At 62.8% G+C, this 18,424-nt stretch carries 23 protein-coding genes; 11 read left to right on the top strand and 12 right to left on the bottom strand.

Translation table 11 applies throughout. The annotated features are described in order from the left end of the window. Positions 1-3 precede the first annotated feature (3 nt). From pgeF to IPM06_13175, 3 genes are read right to left on the bottom strand one after another with little or no spacing between them, the layout of a single operon-like run. Positions 4-765: a peptidoglycan editing factor PgeF gene (gene pgeF, locus IPM06_13185; protein ID MBK8771378.1), complete on the bottom strand. Its 762-nt coding sequence runs from the start codon at positions 763-765 to the stop codon at positions 4-6. Next, complete coding sequence (locus IPM06_13180; protein ID MBK8771377.1) at positions 762-1,811, bottom strand: SAM-dependent methyltransferase; 1,050 nt, start codon at positions 1,809-1,811, stop codon at positions 762-764. Before IPM06_13180 ends, pgeF begins: the two co-directional genes overlap by 4 nt. Continuing rightward, positions 1,808-2,617 carry a prolipoprotein diacylglyceryl transferase gene (locus IPM06_13175; protein ID MBK8771376.1) on the bottom strand — a complete coding sequence of 270 codons (810 nt, stop codon included), beginning with the start codon at positions 2,615-2,617 and terminating at the stop codon, positions 1,808-1,810. Before IPM06_13175 ends, IPM06_13180 begins: the two co-directional genes overlap by 4 nt. Positions 2,618-2,733: 116 nt before the next feature. Here IPM06_13175 and IPM06_13170 point away from each other — a divergent pair, with 116 nt between their 5' ends. The 4 genes from IPM06_13170 to IPM06_13155 all read left to right on the top strand — a co-directional run bounded on the left by IPM06_13170 (position 2,734) and on the right by IPM06_13155 (position 4,769). Further along, entirely contained in the window at positions 2,734-2,997 is a 264-nt protein-coding gene (locus tag IPM06_13170; GenBank protein ID MBK8771375.1) for an accessory factor UbiK family protein, read from the top strand. 118 nt (positions 2,998-3,115) lie between these two features. Then, positions 3,116-3,616: a YbjN domain-containing protein gene (locus IPM06_13165; GenBank protein MBK8771374.1), complete on the top strand. Its 501-nt coding sequence runs from the start codon at positions 3,116-3,118 to the stop codon at positions 3,614-3,616. Beyond that, a complete protein-coding gene (locus tag IPM06_13160; protein MBK8771373.1) occupies positions 3,613-4,434 on the top strand; it encodes a pyrroline-5-carboxylate reductase in 822 nt (273 codons plus the stop codon). The genes IPM06_13165 and IPM06_13160 overlap by 4 nt, the downstream gene beginning before the upstream one ends. Continuing rightward, complete coding sequence (locus IPM06_13155; protein ID MBK8771372.1) at positions 4,434-4,769, top strand: tRNA-binding protein; 336 nt, start codon at positions 4,434-4,436, stop codon at positions 4,767-4,769. Before IPM06_13160 ends, IPM06_13155 begins: the two co-directional genes overlap by 1 nt. On the opposite strand, the gene IPM06_13150 is transcribed toward IPM06_13155, so the two are convergent. The 3 genes from IPM06_13150 to IPM06_13140 are packed head-to-tail and all read right to left on the bottom strand — an operon-like array spanning position 4,766 to position 7,322. Then, positions 4,766-6,103, bottom strand: a complete 1,338-nt coding sequence (locus tag IPM06_13150) for a two-component sensor histidine kinase (GenBank protein MBK8771371.1) — start codon at positions 6,101-6,103, stop codon at positions 4,766-4,768. The two genes, IPM06_13155 and IPM06_13150, sit on opposite strands and share 4 nt — an antisense overlap. 21 nt (positions 6,104-6,124) lie before the next feature. Then, positions 6,125-6,862, bottom strand: a complete 738-nt coding sequence (locus tag IPM06_13145) for a response regulator transcription factor (protein ID MBK8771370.1) — start codon at positions 6,860-6,862, stop codon at positions 6,125-6,127. Further along, complete coding sequence (locus tag IPM06_13140) at positions 6,822-7,322, bottom strand: MarR family transcriptional regulator (protein ID MBK8771369.1); 501 nt, start codon at positions 7,320-7,322, stop codon at positions 6,822-6,824. Before IPM06_13140 ends, IPM06_13145 begins: the two co-directional genes overlap by 41 nt. A gap of 124 nt (positions 7,323-7,446) precedes the next feature. On the opposite strand from IPM06_13140, the gene IPM06_13135 reads away from it, so the two are divergent. From IPM06_13135 to IPM06_13125, 3 genes are read left to right on the top strand one after another with little or no spacing between them, the layout of a single operon-like run. Next, positions 7,447-8,319, top strand: coding sequence for a branched-chain amino acid aminotransferase (locus tag IPM06_13135; protein ID MBK8771368.1), 873 nt, complete (start codon positions 7,447-7,449; stop codon positions 8,317-8,319). A 56-nt stretch (positions 8,320-8,375) separates the two neighbouring features. Beyond that, on the top strand, positions 8,376-8,972 hold the full coding sequence (locus IPM06_13130; GenBank protein MBK8771367.1) for a L,D-transpeptidase: 597 nt from the start codon (positions 8,376-8,378) through the stop codon (positions 8,970-8,972). 35 nt (positions 8,973-9,007) lie between these two features. Beyond that, the gene (locus IPM06_13125) at positions 9,008-9,661 is read left to right on the top strand and encodes a hypothetical protein (protein ID MBK8771366.1); all 654 of its coding nucleotides are present in this window, start codon (positions 9,008-9,010) and stop codon (positions 9,659-9,661) included. Here IPM06_13125 and IPM06_13120 read toward each other — a convergent pair. From IPM06_13120 to uvrC, 5 genes are all read right to left on the bottom strand, one after another. Then, positions 9,637-10,095: an HPP family protein gene (locus IPM06_13120; protein MBK8771365.1), complete on the bottom strand. Its 459-nt coding sequence runs from the start codon at positions 10,093-10,095 to the stop codon at positions 9,637-9,639. The two genes, IPM06_13125 and IPM06_13120, sit on opposite strands and share 25 nt — an antisense overlap. A gap of 29 nt (positions 10,096-10,124) precedes the next feature. Beyond that, the gene (locus IPM06_13115; protein MBK8771364.1) at positions 10,125-10,889 is read right to left on the bottom strand and encodes an rRNA pseudouridine synthase; all 765 of its coding nucleotides are present in this window, start codon (positions 10,887-10,889) and stop codon (positions 10,125-10,127) included. Positions 10,890-11,046: 157 nt separating this feature from the next. Then, positions 11,047-11,298 carry a molybdopterin converting factor subunit 1 gene (gene moaD, locus IPM06_13110; protein MBK8771363.1) on the bottom strand — a complete coding sequence of 84 codons (252 nt, stop codon included), beginning with the start codon at positions 11,296-11,298 and terminating at the stop codon, positions 11,047-11,049. Then, positions 11,295-11,924, bottom strand: a complete 630-nt coding sequence (pgsA, locus tag IPM06_13105) for a CDP-diacylglycerol--glycerol-3-phosphate 3-phosphatidyltransferase (protein ID MBK8771362.1) — start codon at positions 11,922-11,924, stop codon at positions 11,295-11,297. The genes moaD and pgsA overlap by 4 nt, the downstream gene beginning before the upstream one ends. 26 nt (positions 11,925-11,950) lie before the next feature. After that, complete coding sequence (gene uvrC / locus IPM06_13100) at positions 11,951-13,834, bottom strand: excinuclease ABC subunit UvrC (GenBank protein MBK8771361.1); 1,884 nt, start codon at positions 13,832-13,834, stop codon at positions 11,951-11,953. 154 nt (positions 13,835-13,988) lie between these two features. Here uvrC and IPM06_13095 point away from each other — a divergent pair, with 154 nt between their 5' ends. The 4 genes from IPM06_13095 to IPM06_13080 all read left to right on the top strand — a co-directional run bounded on the left by IPM06_13095 (position 13,989) and on the right by IPM06_13080 (position 18,155). Next, a complete protein-coding gene (locus tag IPM06_13095) occupies positions 13,989-15,032 on the top strand; it encodes a spermidine/putrescine ABC transporter substrate-binding protein (GenBank protein MBK8771360.1) in 1,044 nt (347 codons plus the stop codon). 127 nt (positions 15,033-15,159) lie between these two features. Then, complete coding sequence (locus IPM06_13090; GenBank protein MBK8771359.1) at positions 15,160-15,975, top strand: ABC transporter permease; 816 nt, start codon at positions 15,160-15,162, stop codon at positions 15,973-15,975. Then, positions 15,972-16,745, top strand: coding sequence for an ABC transporter permease (locus tag IPM06_13085; protein ID MBK8771358.1), 774 nt, complete (start codon positions 15,972-15,974; stop codon positions 16,743-16,745). The genes IPM06_13090 and IPM06_13085 overlap by 4 nt, the downstream gene beginning before the upstream one ends. A 27-nt stretch (positions 16,746-16,772) precedes the next feature. Beyond that, positions 16,773-18,155: a glycosyltransferase gene (locus IPM06_13080; protein MBK8771357.1), complete on the top strand. Its 1,383-nt coding sequence runs from the start codon at positions 16,773-16,775 to the stop codon at positions 18,153-18,155. Positions 18,156-18,215: 60 nt separating this feature from the next. Here IPM06_13080 and IPM06_13075 read toward each other — a convergent pair whose 3' ends face one another. Further along, positions 18,216-18,365, bottom strand: coding sequence for a TRASH domain-containing protein (locus tag IPM06_13075; protein MBK8771356.1), 150 nt, complete (start codon positions 18,363-18,365; stop codon positions 18,216-18,218). Positions 18,366-18,424 lie beyond the last annotated feature (59 nt).

Genomic DNA, 18,424 nt, shown 5'->3' with positions numbered 1-18,424 from the left:
CGGTCACACCACTGCAATGACCGAAATCAGGCGGCCATAGTCCTGTTCGCCGCGGTGCGTGGCGCGGCGGTAACTGTAGAAACGGGCTTCGTCGGAATAGGTATCGAGGCCGAGGCTGGACACGGTGCCGACCCCTTCCCGCTTCAGGCGATCCACCAAATAGCGTGGCAGATCAAACATGTGGTGGCCGTCCTTCAGGCTTGGCCTGAAGTATCGGGCGTGCTCTTTATCCTGCTCCAGGAAGGGCTTGGGAAAGTCGGGCCCCACTTCGTAGGCCTCGCCGCCGATCGTCGGTCCCAGCACGGCGGAGGTGCGGGCGCGGACGGCGCCGAGTTTTTCCATGGCAACGAGGGTTGCTTCCGTCACGCCCGTCAGCGCGCCTTTCCAGCCGGCGTGGCAGGCGCCGACGACCCCCGCCTCCGCGTCGGCGAACAGCACCGGACCGCAATCCGCCGTGAGGACGCCGAGGCCGATGCCTTTCGTCTTGCTCACGAGTCCATCGACTTTGGGCCGGTCTTCCACGGTCCAGGGCGACACAACCTCAATCGCGTCCGCGCTGTGCACCTGATGGGCGGTGACGACGTTGGAGGCAAAGAGGCCGAGCGTGCGGGCCACGGTCTCGCGGTTCTTGCGCACGAGATCGGGATCGTCACCCGAGCCCCAGCCCGAATTGAGGGACGCAAATATACCGGTGGAGTGGCCGCCGCCACGGGTGAAGAACCCATGCACGATGCCGGGTTTGCGGAGGGCCTCGCTTTCAATCATTGCTCACCAAATGGATAAGGCGGGGGCACCCCCGCGGATGTGACCGCCATCACCTTGAAAAGGTGGCCCATCTGGCCGGGATGTGCAAGCCGTTCCGATGCCGCGATGAGTTGCGCACGCGTGTCGCCCTCAACCGTGCGGGAGAGAACGTCGGTACGGGCCTCCAGTCCCATTGCATTGAGGAAGTCGCCCTGTGGCATGAGGCCCGTGACCCGCAGGCCCGCAGCGGCGCAGGCGCGGCCGAGGGATTCGAAATCGACATGCGAAGTGATGTCGGCCTCTCCGGGGCTTTCGGTGATCGGCACGGACTTGTGCTTGCGCAGCGCCTGCAAGGTGTCCCCCAAGAATGTGCGGATGTGTCCGTAGTCGATCACGAGGGCTGCACCTGTGACCGACGCGAGATGGTCCGCCATCTGGGTGGCGAGGGCATCACGGAGGGATGAGTCCTCGATCACCCCTTCGCCCCGCATCCGCACCGGCACCGGCGAGGGCACGAGACCCATGCTGAGGGCGTTGCCCTCCAATCCGATCACGCGCTCGAAGACCTGACCGTTGCGGCGCTCGAACTGGCGGATGGGCAGCGCATCGAAGAACTCGTTGGCGATGATGATGGTGGGCCGCGAGGGCAAGGAGGAGATCGTGTGATGCCATGTCGCCTGCGGCACGCGGGCCGCCTGTGCCGCGCGCAAGGCCGGGCTCGTTTCAACGAAATGGATCTCGACCGCTTTTGCGGCATGTTCCACCTTGGCCAGCACGCGCAGCATGTCGGCCATCAGGGTGCCGCGGCCCGGGCCCAACTCCACCAGCGCCCAATGGCGGGGACTGCCCATCGCCTGCCAGGCCTGCGCCACCCAGACGCCGACCAGCTCGCCAAAGACCTGCGAGATTTCAGGCGCGGTGGTGAAGTCTCCCGCGTTGCCGAAGGGATCGCGGGTGATGTAGTAGCCGTGTTCGGGATGGCCGAGGCACAGCGCCATGTAACGGTCCAGGGTCATGGGACCATCATCACGGATCATGCCGCGGATAATCTCGGCCAGCGCGGTCATCCCGTGTGCCGCGAGCGGATGAGGAGCCAGACGCCGACGGCGGCGAGCGGCAGCGAAAGGATCATTCCCATGGTGAAGATGCCGCCGATGTAGCCGATGTGGGCATCGGGTTCGCGGAAGAATTCAACGATGATGCGCGACAGGGCATAGCCCAGCGCAAAGATTCCGGAGGCGCAGCCCGGATGCTTGAGTGCGCCGTAGTGGTGCGTGGCGATGCGCACTGCGAGGAACAGCAAGACACCTTCCAGAAGGGCTTCATAAAGTTGGCTGGGATGGCGGGCGAAGGTCTCGCCGGGGAAGATGACGGCCCAGGGCATGTCGCTGGGGCGGCCCCAGAGTTCGGCATTGATGAAGTTGGCGAGCCGTCCGAGGCCCAGGCCCACGGGAACCGATGCCGCCCCCAGGTCCAGCATGCGGTCCAGCGTCTTGCCGGTCATGCGGCCATAGATCAGGCAGGCGATCACAACGCCTAGGAAGCCGCCATGGAAGGACATGCCGCCATCCCAAGTCTTGAAGATGTCGAGCGGGTGCTGGAGATAGAAGAGCGGCTTGTAGAACAGTACATAGCCCAACCGGCCACCGAGGACGACGCCGAGCAGCGCGAAGATGAAGAAGTCGTCCGCCTCCTGTGCCGTCAGCGTGGGCGGGTTCGCACCCCACAGGCGGGGCTGGCGTGACAGGTATTTCATGTACCAGACGGCGAACAGGAGACCTGCCACATAGGCCAGCGCATACCAGTGGATGGCGAGCGGGCCGAGGTGGAGGGCCACGGGGTCAATTCCGGGATGGGTGATGACGGCAAGCATGCCCTGCTCTTATGCGCGAATCCCCGCTTCGCCAAGCCTGTGGGGTGCGGCCTGCACGCACTTGAATCACATGGGTAGAATGCCTAGGTGTTGCGCCAACACAGGAGCTTCCGCCCATGGTCACGACCAATTCCAAGTTCTTCGATGAACTCGCCAAGCTGATGGGCAATGCGGCCTCCGCCGCCCAGGGCGTGCGCAAGGAGGTGGATACACTTGTGCAGAGCCAGGTGGAGCGGGTGCTCAACAACCTCAACGTGGTGAAGCGCGAGGAATTCGAGGTCGTCAAGGAAATGGCCGAGAAGGCGCGCACCGAGAACGACTCGCTGGCCCAGCGAATCGCCGCGCTCGAGTCGAGGCTCGGCAAGACGGAATCCAACTGATCAATCATCGTCAGAAATAGATGTGGAGGAATCGGCGGCGTTCTTGTCGCGACTCATCCATCACATCATGTTGCCTCCAGCCAACGGCTTCTGATTCTTCCGTTGGCGGAGGATTTTGATGGGCCTTGCGGCAACACTCGACCCGATACATTCAAACCCGCTCGACCGGGTGGAGCGGCTTGCCGAGCGCCGCGACTGGACGCTTGACCGCCCGAGCAATGATGAACTGCTCATGGCCGTGGAGGGCGGATGGTGCGCGCTGTCGCTGTCGCTGTCATGGCGTGACGATCTTGAGTCCCTGCTGGTGGCTTGCGTCTTCGAACTGAAGGTGCCGGAGAAGCGCCGTGAGGAAATGGCGCGCCTCGTCGCCTCCATGAACACGCAACTCGTGCATGGTCACTTCGAGTTCTGGGAGAAGGACGCTTCGGTCGTCTTCCGCAATAGCCTGTTGTTGGCGGGCGGTGCCGAGGCGAACGACGCGCAGTGCGAAGAGCTGATCCGCCTCGCCGTCGATTGCTGCCAGCGCTATTATCCCGCCGTGCAGTTCGTGATCTGGGCCGGGCATACAGCCGCGCAGGCGCTTGACAGCGCACTTCTCGAAACGCACGGTGAGGCATGACCATATCACTCAAGGGAACGCTGGTGCTGATTGGCGCCGGCAAAATGGGCGGTGCCATGCTGGAAGGCTGGCTGAAGGCGGGCGTCGATCCGAAGCAGGTCGTGGCGCTGGACCCTTCGCCCCCGGCTGAAGTGGCGAACCTGTTGCAGGCGCGCGGCATCCGTCACAATCCGCCCATTTCCAGCATCAGCAATGCCGAAGTGTTGCTCGCCGCGGTCAAGCCGCAGGTGATGGACGAGGTGTTGACGCCGCTGCACGGGCTGGGTGCCGCGAAGCCCCTCATCCTTTCAATTGCAGCAGGCAAGACGATCGCCTCTTTCGAACGGCACTTCGGGGCTGACGCCGCGGTGATCCGCACCATACCCAACACGCCTGCTGCCGTGGGCCGCGGCATCACGGCCATGGCGTCCAACCGCAATGTGACCGCGCAACAGATGGACCTGGCGGAACAGCTGCTGTCGTCCATCGGCGAAGTTGTGCGCGTGGAGGACGAGGCCCTGATCGATGCGGCCACGGCCGTGTCGGGCTCCGGGCCTGCTTACGTGTTCTATCTGACGGAGTGCCTTGCCGCCGCCGCCGAAGCCGCCGGCCTGCCGCCTGATGTGGCGGTGAAGCTGGCGCGCGCCACGGTGTCGGGTTCGGGCGAACTGATGCGCTCGTCCGGCATCGATGCAGCGACGCTGCGGCAAAACGTGACCTCGCCCAAGGGCACGACCTACGAGGCCCTGCACGTGCTGATGGCCGACAACGGAATGAAGCCGCTGATGATCGAGGCCGTGAAGGCTGCGGCGCGGCGATCACGCGAGTTGGCAAGCTGATGACCATTGCATTTTCTGATTTCGAGAAGATCGACATCCGTGTCGGCACGATCATCGGTGTCGAGGCTTTTCCGGAGGCGCGGAAACCGGCGTTCAAGTTGCGGATCGACTTCGGGCCGGAGATTGGCGTGAAGCGCTCCTCGGCGCAGATCACCAAGCATTACGTGATCGAGACGCTGCTTGGCCGTCAGGTGGCCGCCGTTGTGAATTTCCCACCGCGGCAGATCGGCCCGTTCATCTCTGAAGTGCTGACACTCGGTTTCCCGGACCCCGACGGTGGCGTGGTGCTGGTGGGCCCGGACCAGGACGTGCCGAACGGCGGCAAGCTGTTCTAAACGGGCAGCCGCACCACGGCACGAAGGCCGCCCAGCGGGCCATCCTCCAAGATGATCTCTCCGCCGTGAGCGTGGGCGATGTCCTGCGCGATGGCAAGGCCAAGGCCTGTTCCGGTTTCATCGAGATTGCGCGCATTGTCGAGGCGGACGAAGGGCCGGAAGGCTTCTTCGCGCTGGCTCACGGGAATGCCGGGGCCGTTGTCATCGACATAGATCCACAGCCGGTGATCCTTCACTTCGCCTGAAATCTGCACTTGATGGCCGTAACGCACGGCGTTGCTGAGGAGATTGGCGATGAGCCGGCGGAAGGCATTGGCCTTCAGGCGCACCGTCGCTTCCGGGAGCGACTTCACCAGCACTGTTGAATCCGAATCCGGGCGGTCGCGCTCCACGTTCTCGACGCTGAGGCGAATTGCATCGGGCACGTTGACGTCACTCGCCTGCTCGCCGCCATCGCCTTTCACGAAGGCCATGTAGTCTTCCAGCATGTGCTGCATTTCATCCACGTCCTCCTTCAGTGGGTGGACCTTGGGGTTGTCGCCCAGCACGGCGAGTTCCAGCTTGAAGCGGGTGAGGATTGTGCGGAGGTCGTGGGAGACACCTGCCAGCATGTCGGTGCGCTGCTCGACGTGACGGGCGATGCGGCGGCGCATGTCGAGGAAGGCGTTGCCCGCCTCACGGATTTCGTCGGCACCACGGGGATGATAGGCCGGCGTCGCACGCCCCATGCCGAAATTCTTGGCGGCATCGGCCAGTTCGAGGATCGGCATCACCTGCTTGCGCAGGAACACCATGGCAATGCCGAGGAGCACGCCTGACGATGCCAGCATGAGGGCCAGCAATGCGCCGGTTCCGCTGGCCTGGGCCCGTTCCGTTTCGGTGCGGATGCGGAAGATCGTGCCCTTGTCCACTTCCACCTGCACTTCCACCTGGCCGCCCTGACTGTTCACCCAGAAGGCGCGGCCTGTGTCGCGGGTCAGGTATTTCTGCATCTTGCGTTCGAACAGCGCATAGAACGGCGGTTCCACCGGCGGCGGCAGATCGGCATTGTGTATGACATCCATGTCGAGGCGCAGGCGCTCGCGGGCCCGTTCCTCGATTGCGGCAATTGCTTCCGCGGATTTGCCGGAGCGCTGGAAATCATCGACCAGCATGCCGATCTCCATGGAGAGCGAGCGGCCCAAGGCTTTCGTCACATTGTCCCAGTGACGGTCGAGGATGATCACCGCCATGAGGGTCTGCAGCAGCACCACAGGTGCAATGAGAATGATCAGGGCGCGCTGGTACAGGCCGCCCGGCAGATGGCGTTCGAGGAAGCGATTGAAGCTGTTCATTGGTCCTGGCGTATGGGGCATTTATTCCACGCTTTCCACATAGAGCACGTATCCTTCGCCGCGCACGGTTTGCAGCAGCGCCGGATTGGCTGGGTCTTTTTCAATCTTCTGGCGCAGCCGGTTGATCTGCACATCGACGGCGCGGGCGGCATCGTCCTGCCCTTCTGCCCTGAGCGACATGCGGGAGACGGGTCTGCCGCCGCCTTGCACGAGATGGCGCAGCAAGTCCTTCTCGCGCCCCGTGAGGTGCACAACCTCCCCTGTCCGCCACAACTCGCCCTTCACCATGTCGAAGATGCAATCGCCGAATTGCGCCTCCCTGATGGCGGGCGCGGCGGTGCCAGAGCGGCGCAGGAGGCCGCGCACGCGCAGCAGCAGTTCCTCCGGTTCGAACGGCTTCGTCAGATAGTCGTCGCTGCCGGCAGCGAGGCCCCTGATACGATCAGCGCTGTCGGCGCGGGCGGAGAGCATGAGGATCGGGAGGTGCTGCCGCCCCGCGCGCAGGCTTTCAGCGAAGCTCACGCCGGTTTCGCCCGGCATCATCACATCAAGAATGATGAGATCGAAGATCATGCCCCGCATGCGCTCGCGCGCTTCGGCGGCATTGGCCGCGGCAGTGACGCGAAAGCCGTTTGTCGCCAGATAAGTCTCCAGCAGCGCGCGGATGCGGCGGTCGTCATCGACGACGAGTATGTGGGCAGCGTCCGTCACGGGAGGCCTATTGCGACTTGGAGCGCGGCCTGCTGATCCAGGCTTCAGCGGCCTCGCGGTTCTCGGGATTGATCAGTTGCAGCAGCAGGGCGCGATAATGTTCGGGGCCGCTCTCCTCCAGTCCGGTGAGTGCACGGCGGAAGCGGCGCATCTGCGGTGCCGCGAGTTCGCGCCACAGGGCCTCGCCCTTTTCCGTGAGATACAGAAGGCGCTGGCGGCGGTCTTCCTCACCGGCCTTCTGATAGACATATCCCTTCTCGATCAGGTCCTTCAGGACGCGGCTGAGCGATTGCTTGGTGATGCGCAGGATGTCGAGCAATTGCGCCACGGTCATGCCCGGATCGCGGCCTACAAAATGCAGCACGCGATGGTGTGCCCGGCCAAATCCCAACCCGTCCAGGATCGAGTCCGGGTCGGCGACGAAATCGCGGTAGGCGAAAAACAGGAGTTCCACCAGGGCAACCGCATCCTCCTCCGGCAGGGGTGCGTCTGATATTATGTCAGCCATATTGACATATTTTCCATATCTGATAACGTCTGCCCGAAATCCGAGCAACACGGCCCGAATGCGAGTCATTTCCCGCACTATGGCATGTGCTTGCTGCAACGCAAAATCTTTGGAGACCAAGGCCATGGCACTTATCCCATTCGACGACCGCGACGGCGTGATCTGGTTCAATGGCAAGATCATCCCCTGGCGCGAGGCGAAGGTTCACGTGCTGACCCATGGCCTGCACTACGGTTCTTCCGTGTTCGAGGGCGAGCGCGCCTACAACGGCAAGATCTTCAAGTCGAAGGAGCACACAGAGCGCTTCCGCAAATCGGCGAACATCCTCGATTTCGACCTGCCCTTCAGCAACGACGAGATCAACAAGGCCAAGGATGAAGTGGTGGCCAAGAGCGGTGGCGGCGACCAATACGTGCGGCCTGTTGCCTTCCGCGGTTCCGAGATGATGGCGGTGTCGGCCCAGAACAACAAGATCCACGTGGCCATCGCGACGTGGGCGTGGCCCTCCATGTTCGATCCCGAGACCAAGATGAAGGGCATCCGCCTCGACATCGCCGACTATGCGCGCCCCGATCCCAAGTGTGCGCCCGTGCATGCGAAGGCGGCCGGTCTTTACATGATCTGCACCATCTCCAAGCACAAGGCGGAGAAGAAAGGTTATGCCGACGCCATGATGCTGGACTGGCAGGGCCGCGTGGCGGAATGCACCGGCGCCAACATCTTCTTCACCCGCGATGGCGCGCTGCACACGCCCATCGCCGATTGCTTCCTCAACGGCATCACGCGCCAGTCGGTGATTGCGCTGGCGAAGGACCAGGGCATCGAGGTGATCGAGCGCCGCATCATGCCGGAGGAGCTGAAAACCTTCAACGAGTGCTTCATCGTGGGTTCCGCAGCGGAAGTCACTCCGGTTGCCGAGATCGGTCCCTACACGTTCAAGCCGGGCAATATCAGCCGGACGATGATGGACGTCTATAGCAACAGCGTTCGCGGCTGACGCCTTTCAACCTTGTGAATTGATTGCAACGGCGGGGATGGATAATCTCCGCCGTCATGCATTTGAACCGACGCTCCCTCCTGTTGTCCGCCATCTCCGGCCTTGTGACCGCGCCCACGCGCGCGGCCGAGCCGTTCCACATTCCGGTGTATGAAGAGCAAAAGGTGGAATTCAAATTCCGCCAGCAGGACGTGAAGTTCAAGACTGACGAGCCACCGGGCACAATCGTGGTGGACATGCGCAAGCGCTTCCTGTTCTACGTGCTACCCGGCGGAAAGGCGATCCGCTACGGTATCGGCGTGGGCAGCAGCGCCACGCGCTGGAGCGGCAACGCTACCGTCGCGCGCATGGCCAAGTGGCCGAAATGGACGCCCACCGAAGAGATGATGTCCAAGCACGAGCACTACGACCAATGGAAGGACGGCATGCCGGGCGGTCTCGACAATCCGCTGGGGGCGCGCGCGCTCTATCTCCTGAATGAGGGCGGCGTGGACAAGCAATACCGCATCCACGGCACGCCCGCCCCCTACACCATCGGACAGGCCACCACGTCCGGCTGTTTCCGCATGCTGAACACCTCGGTCATCGACCTCTACAATCGCGTCAAAGTCGGCACCCGCGTCGTGGTGCTGCCCTACAAGCGGGGACTGTGAGGAAGCCCTCACGCGAATCGCCTAACATAGCCGGCATGGCCGAGACTGATCTTTATCTTCCCGTGAAGCGTCACCTGGAGGCGCAGGGTTATGTGGTGAAGGCGGAGGTGCGGGGCTGCGATGTGATGGCGGTGCGCGGTGATGAGGGACCTGTCATCGTGGAACTGAAGGCGGCGCTGACCCTGAAGCTTCTGTACCAGGCGATGGAGCGCCTCACGGTTTCTGATCATGTCTACATTGCCGTGGCGCGGCCGAAGCGGGGCATCGGTGTTTCAGCGCTGAAGTTGTGCCGGCGGCTGGGCGTGGGACTCATCGTGGTCACATCAGCGGGATCGCTGGAGGTCCTGGCTGATCCGGTTCCCTACGCGCCGCGCGCCAACAGCAAGAAGCGGGGCCTGTTGCTCAAGGAGTTTAACGCTCGCAGTGGCGATCCCAATACAGGCGGCAGCACGCGGAAGCCGCTGATGACGGCATACCGTCAGGACGCCTTGCGCTGCGCAGGCCATCTCGCGGTGCAGGGACCGGCGCGCATCCGCGACGTAAAGGCGGCGACAGCGGTTGATCGCGCTGCCGGCATCTTTCGCGACAATGTCTATGGCTGGTTTGAAAAGGTGGAGCGGGGAACTTATGGGCTGTCGCCGGCCGGGCGGGCCGCCGTCACGCACTATGGCGGCGCGGCAAGCGGATAGTTTCCGCCGACCATGCGGTGCCAGGCCCAGGCGATGGCCACGATCAGCACGCTTCCGGCAAGCACCGGCACGAAGAAGAACGTCCACGGCGCATGGGTGAGATAAGCCACCAGAGCCGTGGCACCGGCGGGCGGATGGACGATGCGGAACAGCACCATGGCGGAGATCGTCAGACCCGCTGCGGCTGCGGCCAGCCACATGTGACCGGGCGCGAGGGCGACGAGCACCAATGAAATCAAGGCTGCCACCACATGTCCGCCGACAACGTTCGCAGGCTGCGACAGCACGGCGGTGGGGGCTGCAAACAGGAGAACAGAGGACGCGCCGAACGGGGCCATCAGCCACAGGCCGCCGGTCCACAGGCCAAGCGCGCCCAAGGCCAGAAGCGCAACGGATGCACCTGCCCCCGCCAGCAGCGCGGACTGCACATGCATCGGCGGCTGGTGGCGGAAGAAGAAGTCCTTCACGCCTTGATCCTCACCGGGGCTGCGGCCAGTTCCTTCATGAAGCGCTTCACTTCCGTACCCGGCACTTCGGTGATTTGCCCGCGCTCCAGCTTGCCCAGATGGAAGGGGCCGTACTGCACGCGGATGAGGCGGTTCACCACGCAATTGAAATGCTCGAAGAGGCGGCGGATTTCGCGGTTCTTGCCTTCGGTCAGGACCACCCGGTACCAGGTGTTGGTGCGGCCGGTGTGGCCGGTTTCCTCGGTGACATCGACGCTGCGGTAGCGTTCGCCTTCCACGGTGACGCCGCGGCGGAACAATTCCACCTGCCGCTCGGTGAGCCGGCCGTGGACGCGCACACGGTAGACACGCGGCAAGGCGGTGGCAGGCGACATCATGGTCTGCGCCAGCGGTCCATCGGAGGAAAGCACCAGAAGGCCCTCGGAGTTCACGTCGAGGCGGCCCACGTAGATGACCCGGGGCTTGGACTTGTCCCAGGACGGCGGCTTGAGGGCAGGAAGATCGTAGATTGTCGGGCGACCTTCCTTGTCGAAGGCGGTCACAAGCACGTCCAGCGGCTTGTAGAGCAGGAACAGACGCGGCAGTCCACGGGTGGCGGGCGACAGCACCTTGCCGTCCAGTTCCACGCGGTCACCCTCTTCCACTGGAACTGTGGGGACTGCGACCTTGCCGTTCACCTTCACGCGGCCCTGCTCGACCATGCGTTCGGCTTCCCGGCGCGAACCCACGCCCGCCTGCTGGAGATAGACGTTCAGGCGCATGGGAAAACCTGGTTTGCGCAATCGCCAGGAACAGGCGTCATGCCGACGACAGGACGCATCCAGCCCTTCAACGCGTTCGGCAGCGGAAAATCTGAACCCCTCCTGACGCCGGGGTGACGCAAGGATATTGCAGCATCGAAACCGACTGCCATGCGCATCAGCCCCCCGTCACCGGCGGGAAGAAGGCCACTTCATGGGCTCCTGCGATGGGGTGGTCCATTTTCACATGCGACTGGTCCACGGCGGCGCGGACGATCTTCTCATCGGTGAAGGCGGCGGCACAGCCGTTGTCGGTGCGGACCAGATAGGCCAGCAGGTCGCCCACCGTCTTTACGTCCGCGGGCGGAGAAACGTCGTCAGATCCGCGCCCCACGAGTTGCCGGAAACGGGCAAAATAGAGAACCTTCATTCGTTGTCCACGACGTGCCGCAGACCGGCACGGAAATAGTCATAACCGGTGTAAAGCGTGAGGGCCGCCGCGATCCACAGGCCGGCAATGCCGACCACCGTGACGCCGGGGATGATTTCATCTCCGGCGGGACCGGCGATCAGGAAGCCGATGGCGACCAGCTGCACCGTGGTTTTCCACTTGGCAATCTGGGTGACGGGGACGGATACCGAAAGCTGCCCCAGATATTCCCGCAGGCCCGAAACGAGCACTTCGCGGGCCAGGATAATGATCGCGGCCCAGACATGGCCGCCACGGAGAATCTGGTCGCCGCAGAGGACGAGCAGGATGACGGCTACCAGAACCTTGTCGGCGATGGGATCGAGCATGCGGCCCAGCGAGGATTGTTGCTGCCAGCGGCGCGCCAGATAGCCGTCGAAGAAATCGGTGATGGCGGCGACGACGTAAATGCCAAGGGCAATCCAGCGGGCGCTCATGACGCCAAGTCCGGTGATCGCCTCCGCCCTGTCGTTCCACAGAAGCAGGGCTGCCACCAGGGGCACGGCCACGATGCGGCCATAGGTCAGGACATTGGGAACATTCCAGACCTTTGACACCGCGGGACCCTGATTTGCCTTCACGTTCATTGCTGCTCCGCTCATGGGCTGCCTCCCTATTTGGAGTCCGGATGGAAGTGGTCGAAGATTGCCTGGGCCAGCTGCCTGCTCACCCCGTCCACTGCCGCCAAATCAGCCACATTTGCCTTACCAACTGCTTTCGCCGATCCAAAGCCTTGGAGCAAGGCCTTCTTGCGCGTGGGACCAATGCCCGGAATTTCATCCAGCGGATTGATGCCGATGGCGCGGGAGCGCCTGGCGCGGTGCGTTCCGATGGCAAAACGGTGGGCTTCGTCGCGCAGACGTTGCACGTAGTAGAGCACCGGGTCGCGGGCCTCGAGCATAAAGCTTGCTTTACCCTCCTGGTAGAAATGTTCCCGGCCGGCATCCCGGTCCGGCCCCTTGGCGATGCCGGCGAGCGGCACGTTGTGGATGCCAAGCTCCTCCAGCACGGCGCGGGCTGCGGAAAGCTGACCCTGGCCGCCGTCGATCAGCACCAGATCGGGCCAGAGCGGCGTCTCGCTTTCGGGCGCCTCCACACCCTCGCCCGTCTCGCGCAGCAGGCGGGAGAAGCGGCGCGTCAGGACCTCGCGCATCATGCCGAAATCGTCTCCGGCCACCTCCGGCTGCTTGATGTTGAACTTGCGGTATTGCGATTTCATGAAGCCATCCGTGCCGGCAACGATCATGCCGCCCACGGCTTCCGCACCCTGGATGTGGGAGTTGTCGTAGACCTCGATGCGGCGTGGCGGCGCTTCCAGCCCGAAGGCGGCGGCCACGCCCGCCAGCAGCTTTGCCTGCGAGGATGTCTCCGCCAACTTCCGGCCATTGGCCTCGCGGGCATTGGTGACGGCGTGATCCACCAACATTTTCTTCTCGCCGCGCTGGGGCACGAGAATTTCCACCTTGTGTCCGGCGTGGGTGCAGAAGGCCTCTTCCAGCAGTTCGCGCTCCTCAACGTCGTGGGACAGCAGAATGAGCGGCGGCAGCGGCTTGTCGTCGTAAAACTGGCCGAGGAAGGCGGCGAGAATCTCGCTCTCACTGGCATATCTGTCGGTGCGCGGAAAATAGGCCCGGTTGCCCCAGTTCTGGCCGGAGCGGAAGAAGAACACCTGCACACACGTCTGCCCGCCTTCCTGGGCGAGGGCGAAGACGTCTGCCTCGTCAACCCCTTGCGGATTGATGCCCTGGCTCTGGGTGACGAAGCTCATGGCCTGGATGCGGTCGCGGTAGCGCGCGGCAGTTTCGAAATCGAGGAGGCTGGAGGCCTCTTCCATCTTCTGCGCAAGTTCCGCCTTCACCGGCCCGCCGCCCCTGGAGAGAAACGTCTCAGCCTGCGCAACAAGTCCGGCGTAATCCTCCGGCGTGACGAAGTTCACGCATGGCGCGGAGCAGCGCTTGATCTGGTAGAGCAGGCAGGGCCGCGTGCGGTTCTCGTAGGTCGCATCCGAACAGGTACGGATGAGGAAGGCCTTTTGCAGGGTGTTGATCGCCTGGTTCACCGCATTGGCCGAGGCGAAGGGGCCGAAATAGCTGCCCTTGCGGTTGCGCGCACCCCGGTGCTTCGCCAGTTGCGGCACGGGATGGTCCTTGGCGATGAGGATGTAGGGGAAGCTCTTGTCGTCGCGCAGGATGACGTTGAAGCGCGGCTTCAGCTTCTTGATCAGGTTTGACTCGAGCAGCAGCGCCTCGGCCTCGCTCGCCGTGGTCACGAACTCCATGTGCGCCGTGAGCGAGATCATCAGGGCGATGCGGTTGTTGTGACCGACGCCACGGGCATAGTTCGACACACGGTTTTTCAGGTTCCGCGCCTTGCCGACGTAGAGCACGTTCCCCTTGGCGTCATACATCCGGTAGACGCCGGGCTTGCCCGGCAGGCGGGTGCAGAAATCCCGGATCAGTTCCGCGCCTTCCAATTGTGGGGATTCAGATTCGGTCATGGTGCAAATCTAGGGCTTTTGCGGTGCGGGACAATGGCAGGAACGTCATTGGGAACACCAGCCGGATCGCCGGCTGCAGCCCCCTTCCCGCCTCCCCCCAAAGCCTGTTAGGCTTCGCCCAACCAAGAAAACCACAGGGAGAGACGACATGACCATGTCCAAGATCGTGAAAGCCGTTGCTGCTGCTGCATTGCTCGCCGTATCGGCGACGGCCGCCTGGGCTGACAAGATCGTGGTGTCCAACTGGGACGGCTACATGCCCAAGGATATCGCGGAAAAGTTCAAGGCGGCGACCGGCATCGACCTTGAGGTGTCGGTGCATGCCACCAACGAGGAAATCATGGGCAAGGTCACAGCCTCCGGCGGCCAGGGCTATGATGTGCTGTTCGTCTCATCACCCTTCGCCGAGGCGCTGAACAAGATGGGGCTGCTGGCGCCCATCGACCCGGCCAAGATTCCCAACCTCAAGAACCTCTACCCGGAAGCGACACAGTTGAAGCATGACCCGGGCAACACGTTCTCGGTGCCCTACACCTGGGGCACGACCGGCCTGTGCTACCGCTCCGACGTGGTGAAGGAAGCTCCTGACAGCTGGGCAGACCTATTGACGCCCGCCGATGACGTGAAGGGCAAGACCACTATGCTGGCGACCGACCGTTGGCTGATGGCGCCCGCCTTCCTGCTGGCGGGGAAATCCGTGAACAGCACCGATCAGGCGAGCCTTGATGCCGCGCGCGACCAATTGGTCGCCACGAAGAAGACGCTGCTGGCCTACGACGACACCACTTTCTACTCGAAGCTCGTCTCCGGCGAGGCCTCTCTCGTCGAGGCCTGGGATGGCTGGTGCAACTATGGCATCGCCGAAAAGCCGGAGATCAAGTACGTGGTGCCGAAGGAAGGCTCTGACCTGTGGGTGGACACCATGGTGATCACCAAGTCCGCGCAGAACCCGGAAGGTGCGGCGAAGTTCATCGACTTCATCATGTCGGCGGACAACGGCAAGTGGATGGTCGAGAACATCATGTACAAATCGCCCAACAAGGCTGCCATGGATGCGATCGACCCCGCCATGCTGAAGCAATATCCCAACATGGCCATCGCGCCTGCAGATTTGCTGAAGTATGAGCAATTGCGCGACCTGGGAGAAGGCATGAAGGCCTTCTCCAAGACGGTGTCTGAAATCATGGCGGCGAAATAAACGGCTTACCCCTCACGCTGAGGTGCGAGCAAAGCGAGCCTCGAAGCTCTCCTTCGAGGCCTTGCTGCGCACGACACCTCAGGGTGAGGGATTTGCGATGTCCCCCTCCCGCGCCAACCGCTTGCTGATGCTGCCCGGCCTAGTGTGGCTGGTGGCGTTGATGGTTGTGCCGTGCCTGCTGATCTTCGCGCTGATGTTCTTCGAGCGCGGCATCTATGGCGGCATCGACTGGTCGGCGGTGACAGCGGAGAACATCACGCGCGCCTTCGATCCGCTCTATGCGACGATCCTGTGGGATTCGTTCCGCATCGCGGGGACGGCGACGGCGTTTGCGCTGTTGATCGGATACCCCGCGGCCTATGCGATTTCCAAGTCACCGGAGAGGGCGCAGACGGCGCTCCTCTTCCTCGCCATTCTGCCGTTCTGGACCAACTACCTCATCCGCACCTATGCGTGGATCGTGCTGCTCAATCCGGCGGGGCTGGTGAACGCGGGGCTGGCGGCCGTCGGCCTCGGGCCTTGGCCGTTGCTGTACAACGAATTCGCCGTGGTGCTGGGGCTTACCTACAACTACACGCCATTCGTGATCCTCGCGATCTTCGCGGCGCTGCAACGGCTCGATCCATCCTATGCGGAGGCCTCGCGCGATCTCGGTGCCACGGCCGCCACCACCTTCTGGCGGGTCACGCTGCCGCTGACGGCCCCCGGCGTGGCGGCAGGGGCGGTATTCGTCTTCGTGCTCTCCATCGGCAACTTCATCACGCCCGACCTGCTGGGCGGTGGCAAGATGCAGATGGCGGGCAACCTGATCTACGACCAGTTCCTGACGGCGCGGGACTGGCCCTTCGGCGCCACGCTTTCGGCCATCCTCATCGGCATCATGCTCGTCCTCCTGTTCGCCCAGGCGCTGATCTCGCGCCGGGTGCTGGGGGAAAGATCATGAGCCGCTGGCACCGGGTCCATCTCGGCGTGACCTACGCCTTCCTCTACCTGCCGATCCTGGTGCTGATGGTGCTGTCCTTCAACAAGGCAGGACTGCCGACAGCATGGAGCGGCTTTTCGGTGGAGTGGTACGGCAAGCTCTTTGCGAATCCCAAAATCCAGCAGGCGGCGTTCAACTCGCTGGTGGTGGCGCTGGTTTCCACCCTCATTTCCACGGCCCTTGGCACGGCCCTGGCGTTGGGCGTGGAACGGTCCCGGCCTTCGGCCGTGCGGGAGGCGCTGATGTTTGCCCCGATGATCATCCCGGACATCGTGCTCGCAATCGCGCTCCTCTCCTTTTACACGCTGCTGAGGTTTTCGCTTGGCCTGCACTCGATCATCATGGCCCATGTGGTGTTCAACATCGCCTTCGTGACCGCCGTTGTGCGGGCGCGCCTCAAGGGCTTCGACTGGTCGCTCACTGAAGTTTCACGCGATCTGGGCGCAGGTGCCTTCGCCACCTTCCGCCACATCACCTTCCCGCTCATCCTGCCATCAGTGATTGCCGCAGCACTTCTCGCCTTCACCCTTTCGGTTGATGAGTTCATCATCGCCTATTTCACCGCAGGCGCCGGGCCGTCCTCCACCACGCTGCCCATGCAGATCTACGCGATGATCCGCTTTGGGGTGACGCCGGAAATCAATGCCATGGCGACGATCGTCATGGCCGTCGCCTTCATCGCCCTGTTCACGGCGCAACGCTTGAACAAGGGCCATGTTCCGGGCATGTAAATCCACAAGGATCACGAGGAGGCAATGATGGCGAAGGCTGCTGCGAAGACGAAGACGGCGAAGAAAGCCGCTGCGAAAGAAGCCGTGAGGAAGAAACCGGCGGCAAAGAAGCAGAAGAAGGTCGTGGCGCTGTTTCCCGAAGCGGCGTTCGGGCCGGCACTCAATTCGGTCGGCATTGGCCAGGCGCTGGAGAGGTTGGGCCACAAGGTGGTGTTCCTGTCCGACCCCGGCTTCCTCGATGTGTACAAAGGCTACGGTTTCGAGGCGCATGCCGTCAACCTGTCCGAGCCCCTGCCGCCAGAAGAGATGGCGAAGTTCTGGGTGGACTTCATCAACGGCCACATCCCCAACTTCCGCAAGAGCCCCTATGATCAGGTGGACAACTACGTGAAGGGTTGCTGGGAGATGATCGTGGAGACGGCAAAGTGGGCGGAAAAAGACCTGCCCGGCGTGCTGGCTGCGGTGAAGCCCGATGTCGTCTGCGTCGACAACGTGATCCTCTTTCCCGCCATCAAGCGCTACGCCAAGCAGAACAGGAAGCCATGGGTGCGGGTGATCTCGTGCTCAGAAAACGAGATCGAGGATCCCGACATTCCCCCTCACCTTTCCGGCTGCGGCGAGAAGGACAAGAAGTGTCATGCGGCCTATCGCAAGCACTTCAACGCGGTGATCAAGCCGATCCACGACAATTTCAACGCCTTCCTGACCTCCGTGGGCGAGAAGCGCTATCCCATCGGGCAGTTCTTCGAGGCGAGCCCGCACATGAACATCCTGCTCTATCCGAGTGCCGTGAAGTTCAAGCGCAAGCACAAGCTTTCGCCAAAGCAGTTCCAGTATCTCGAAGGATGCGTGCGCAAGGATGCGCCTTACACGGTGCCAACCTTCAAGGCCAACGACGACAAGCCCCTGCTCTACGTGAGCTTCGGTTCGCTGGGCTCGGGTGATACAGACCTCCTGAAGCGCCTCATTGCCGCCATCGGCAATATGCCCGTGCGGGCACTGGTGAACGTCGGTGACTATATCGATCAGTACACGGATATTCCTGACAATGTGATCATCGACAAGTGGTTCCCGCAGCCGTCGGTCATTCCGAAAGTTGATGCGGTGATCCATCACGGCGGCAACAACAGCTTCACGGAATGCCTCTACTTCGGCAAGCCCGCGATCATCATGCCCTATGTCTGGGACGGGCACGACAATGCCACGCGCGTGCAGGAGACGGGCCACGGCTTCAAGATGGACCGTTACGCGTGGAGCGATGCCGAGATGCAGGACAAGATCATGGCCATGCTGACCGACAAGAAGATGAAGGCGAAGCTGAAGAAGACCTCGAAATCCATGCGCGCCAAGCACGGCCCCACGAAGGCGGCGAAGGTGATCGACGGCCTGCTGAAACGCAAGATCGCCTGATCAATCCCGTGCAGGCGGTGCGCCAAGGGGGCTTGCACACTGCCTGCACGGGCCGTGGTCTCACCGGGCTGCGGACTTCGATTTCTCGGCCTCGCGCAGCGCCTGGGCACAGGCTTCGCAGCAGACTTCAACCGTCTTCTGGCCGATCGTCACCATGATGGGCTTGTCGCCCACATCGTCGTCGCAGGCTGCACAGGTCTTCGTGGTCATGTCATCCTCCATTGCCCTGCATGGGCGAGGTCACATCACCATTGCTGTTGAGCCGGCGC

This window comes from Hyphomicrobiales bacterium, assembly GCA_016710435.1.
Taxonomy (GTDB): Bacteria; Pseudomonadota; Alphaproteobacteria; order Rhizobiales; family Aestuariivirgaceae; genus Aestuariivirga.
Note: the sequence above shows the minus strand (reverse complement) of the source record. Positions and strands in the feature narration are given on the sequence as shown.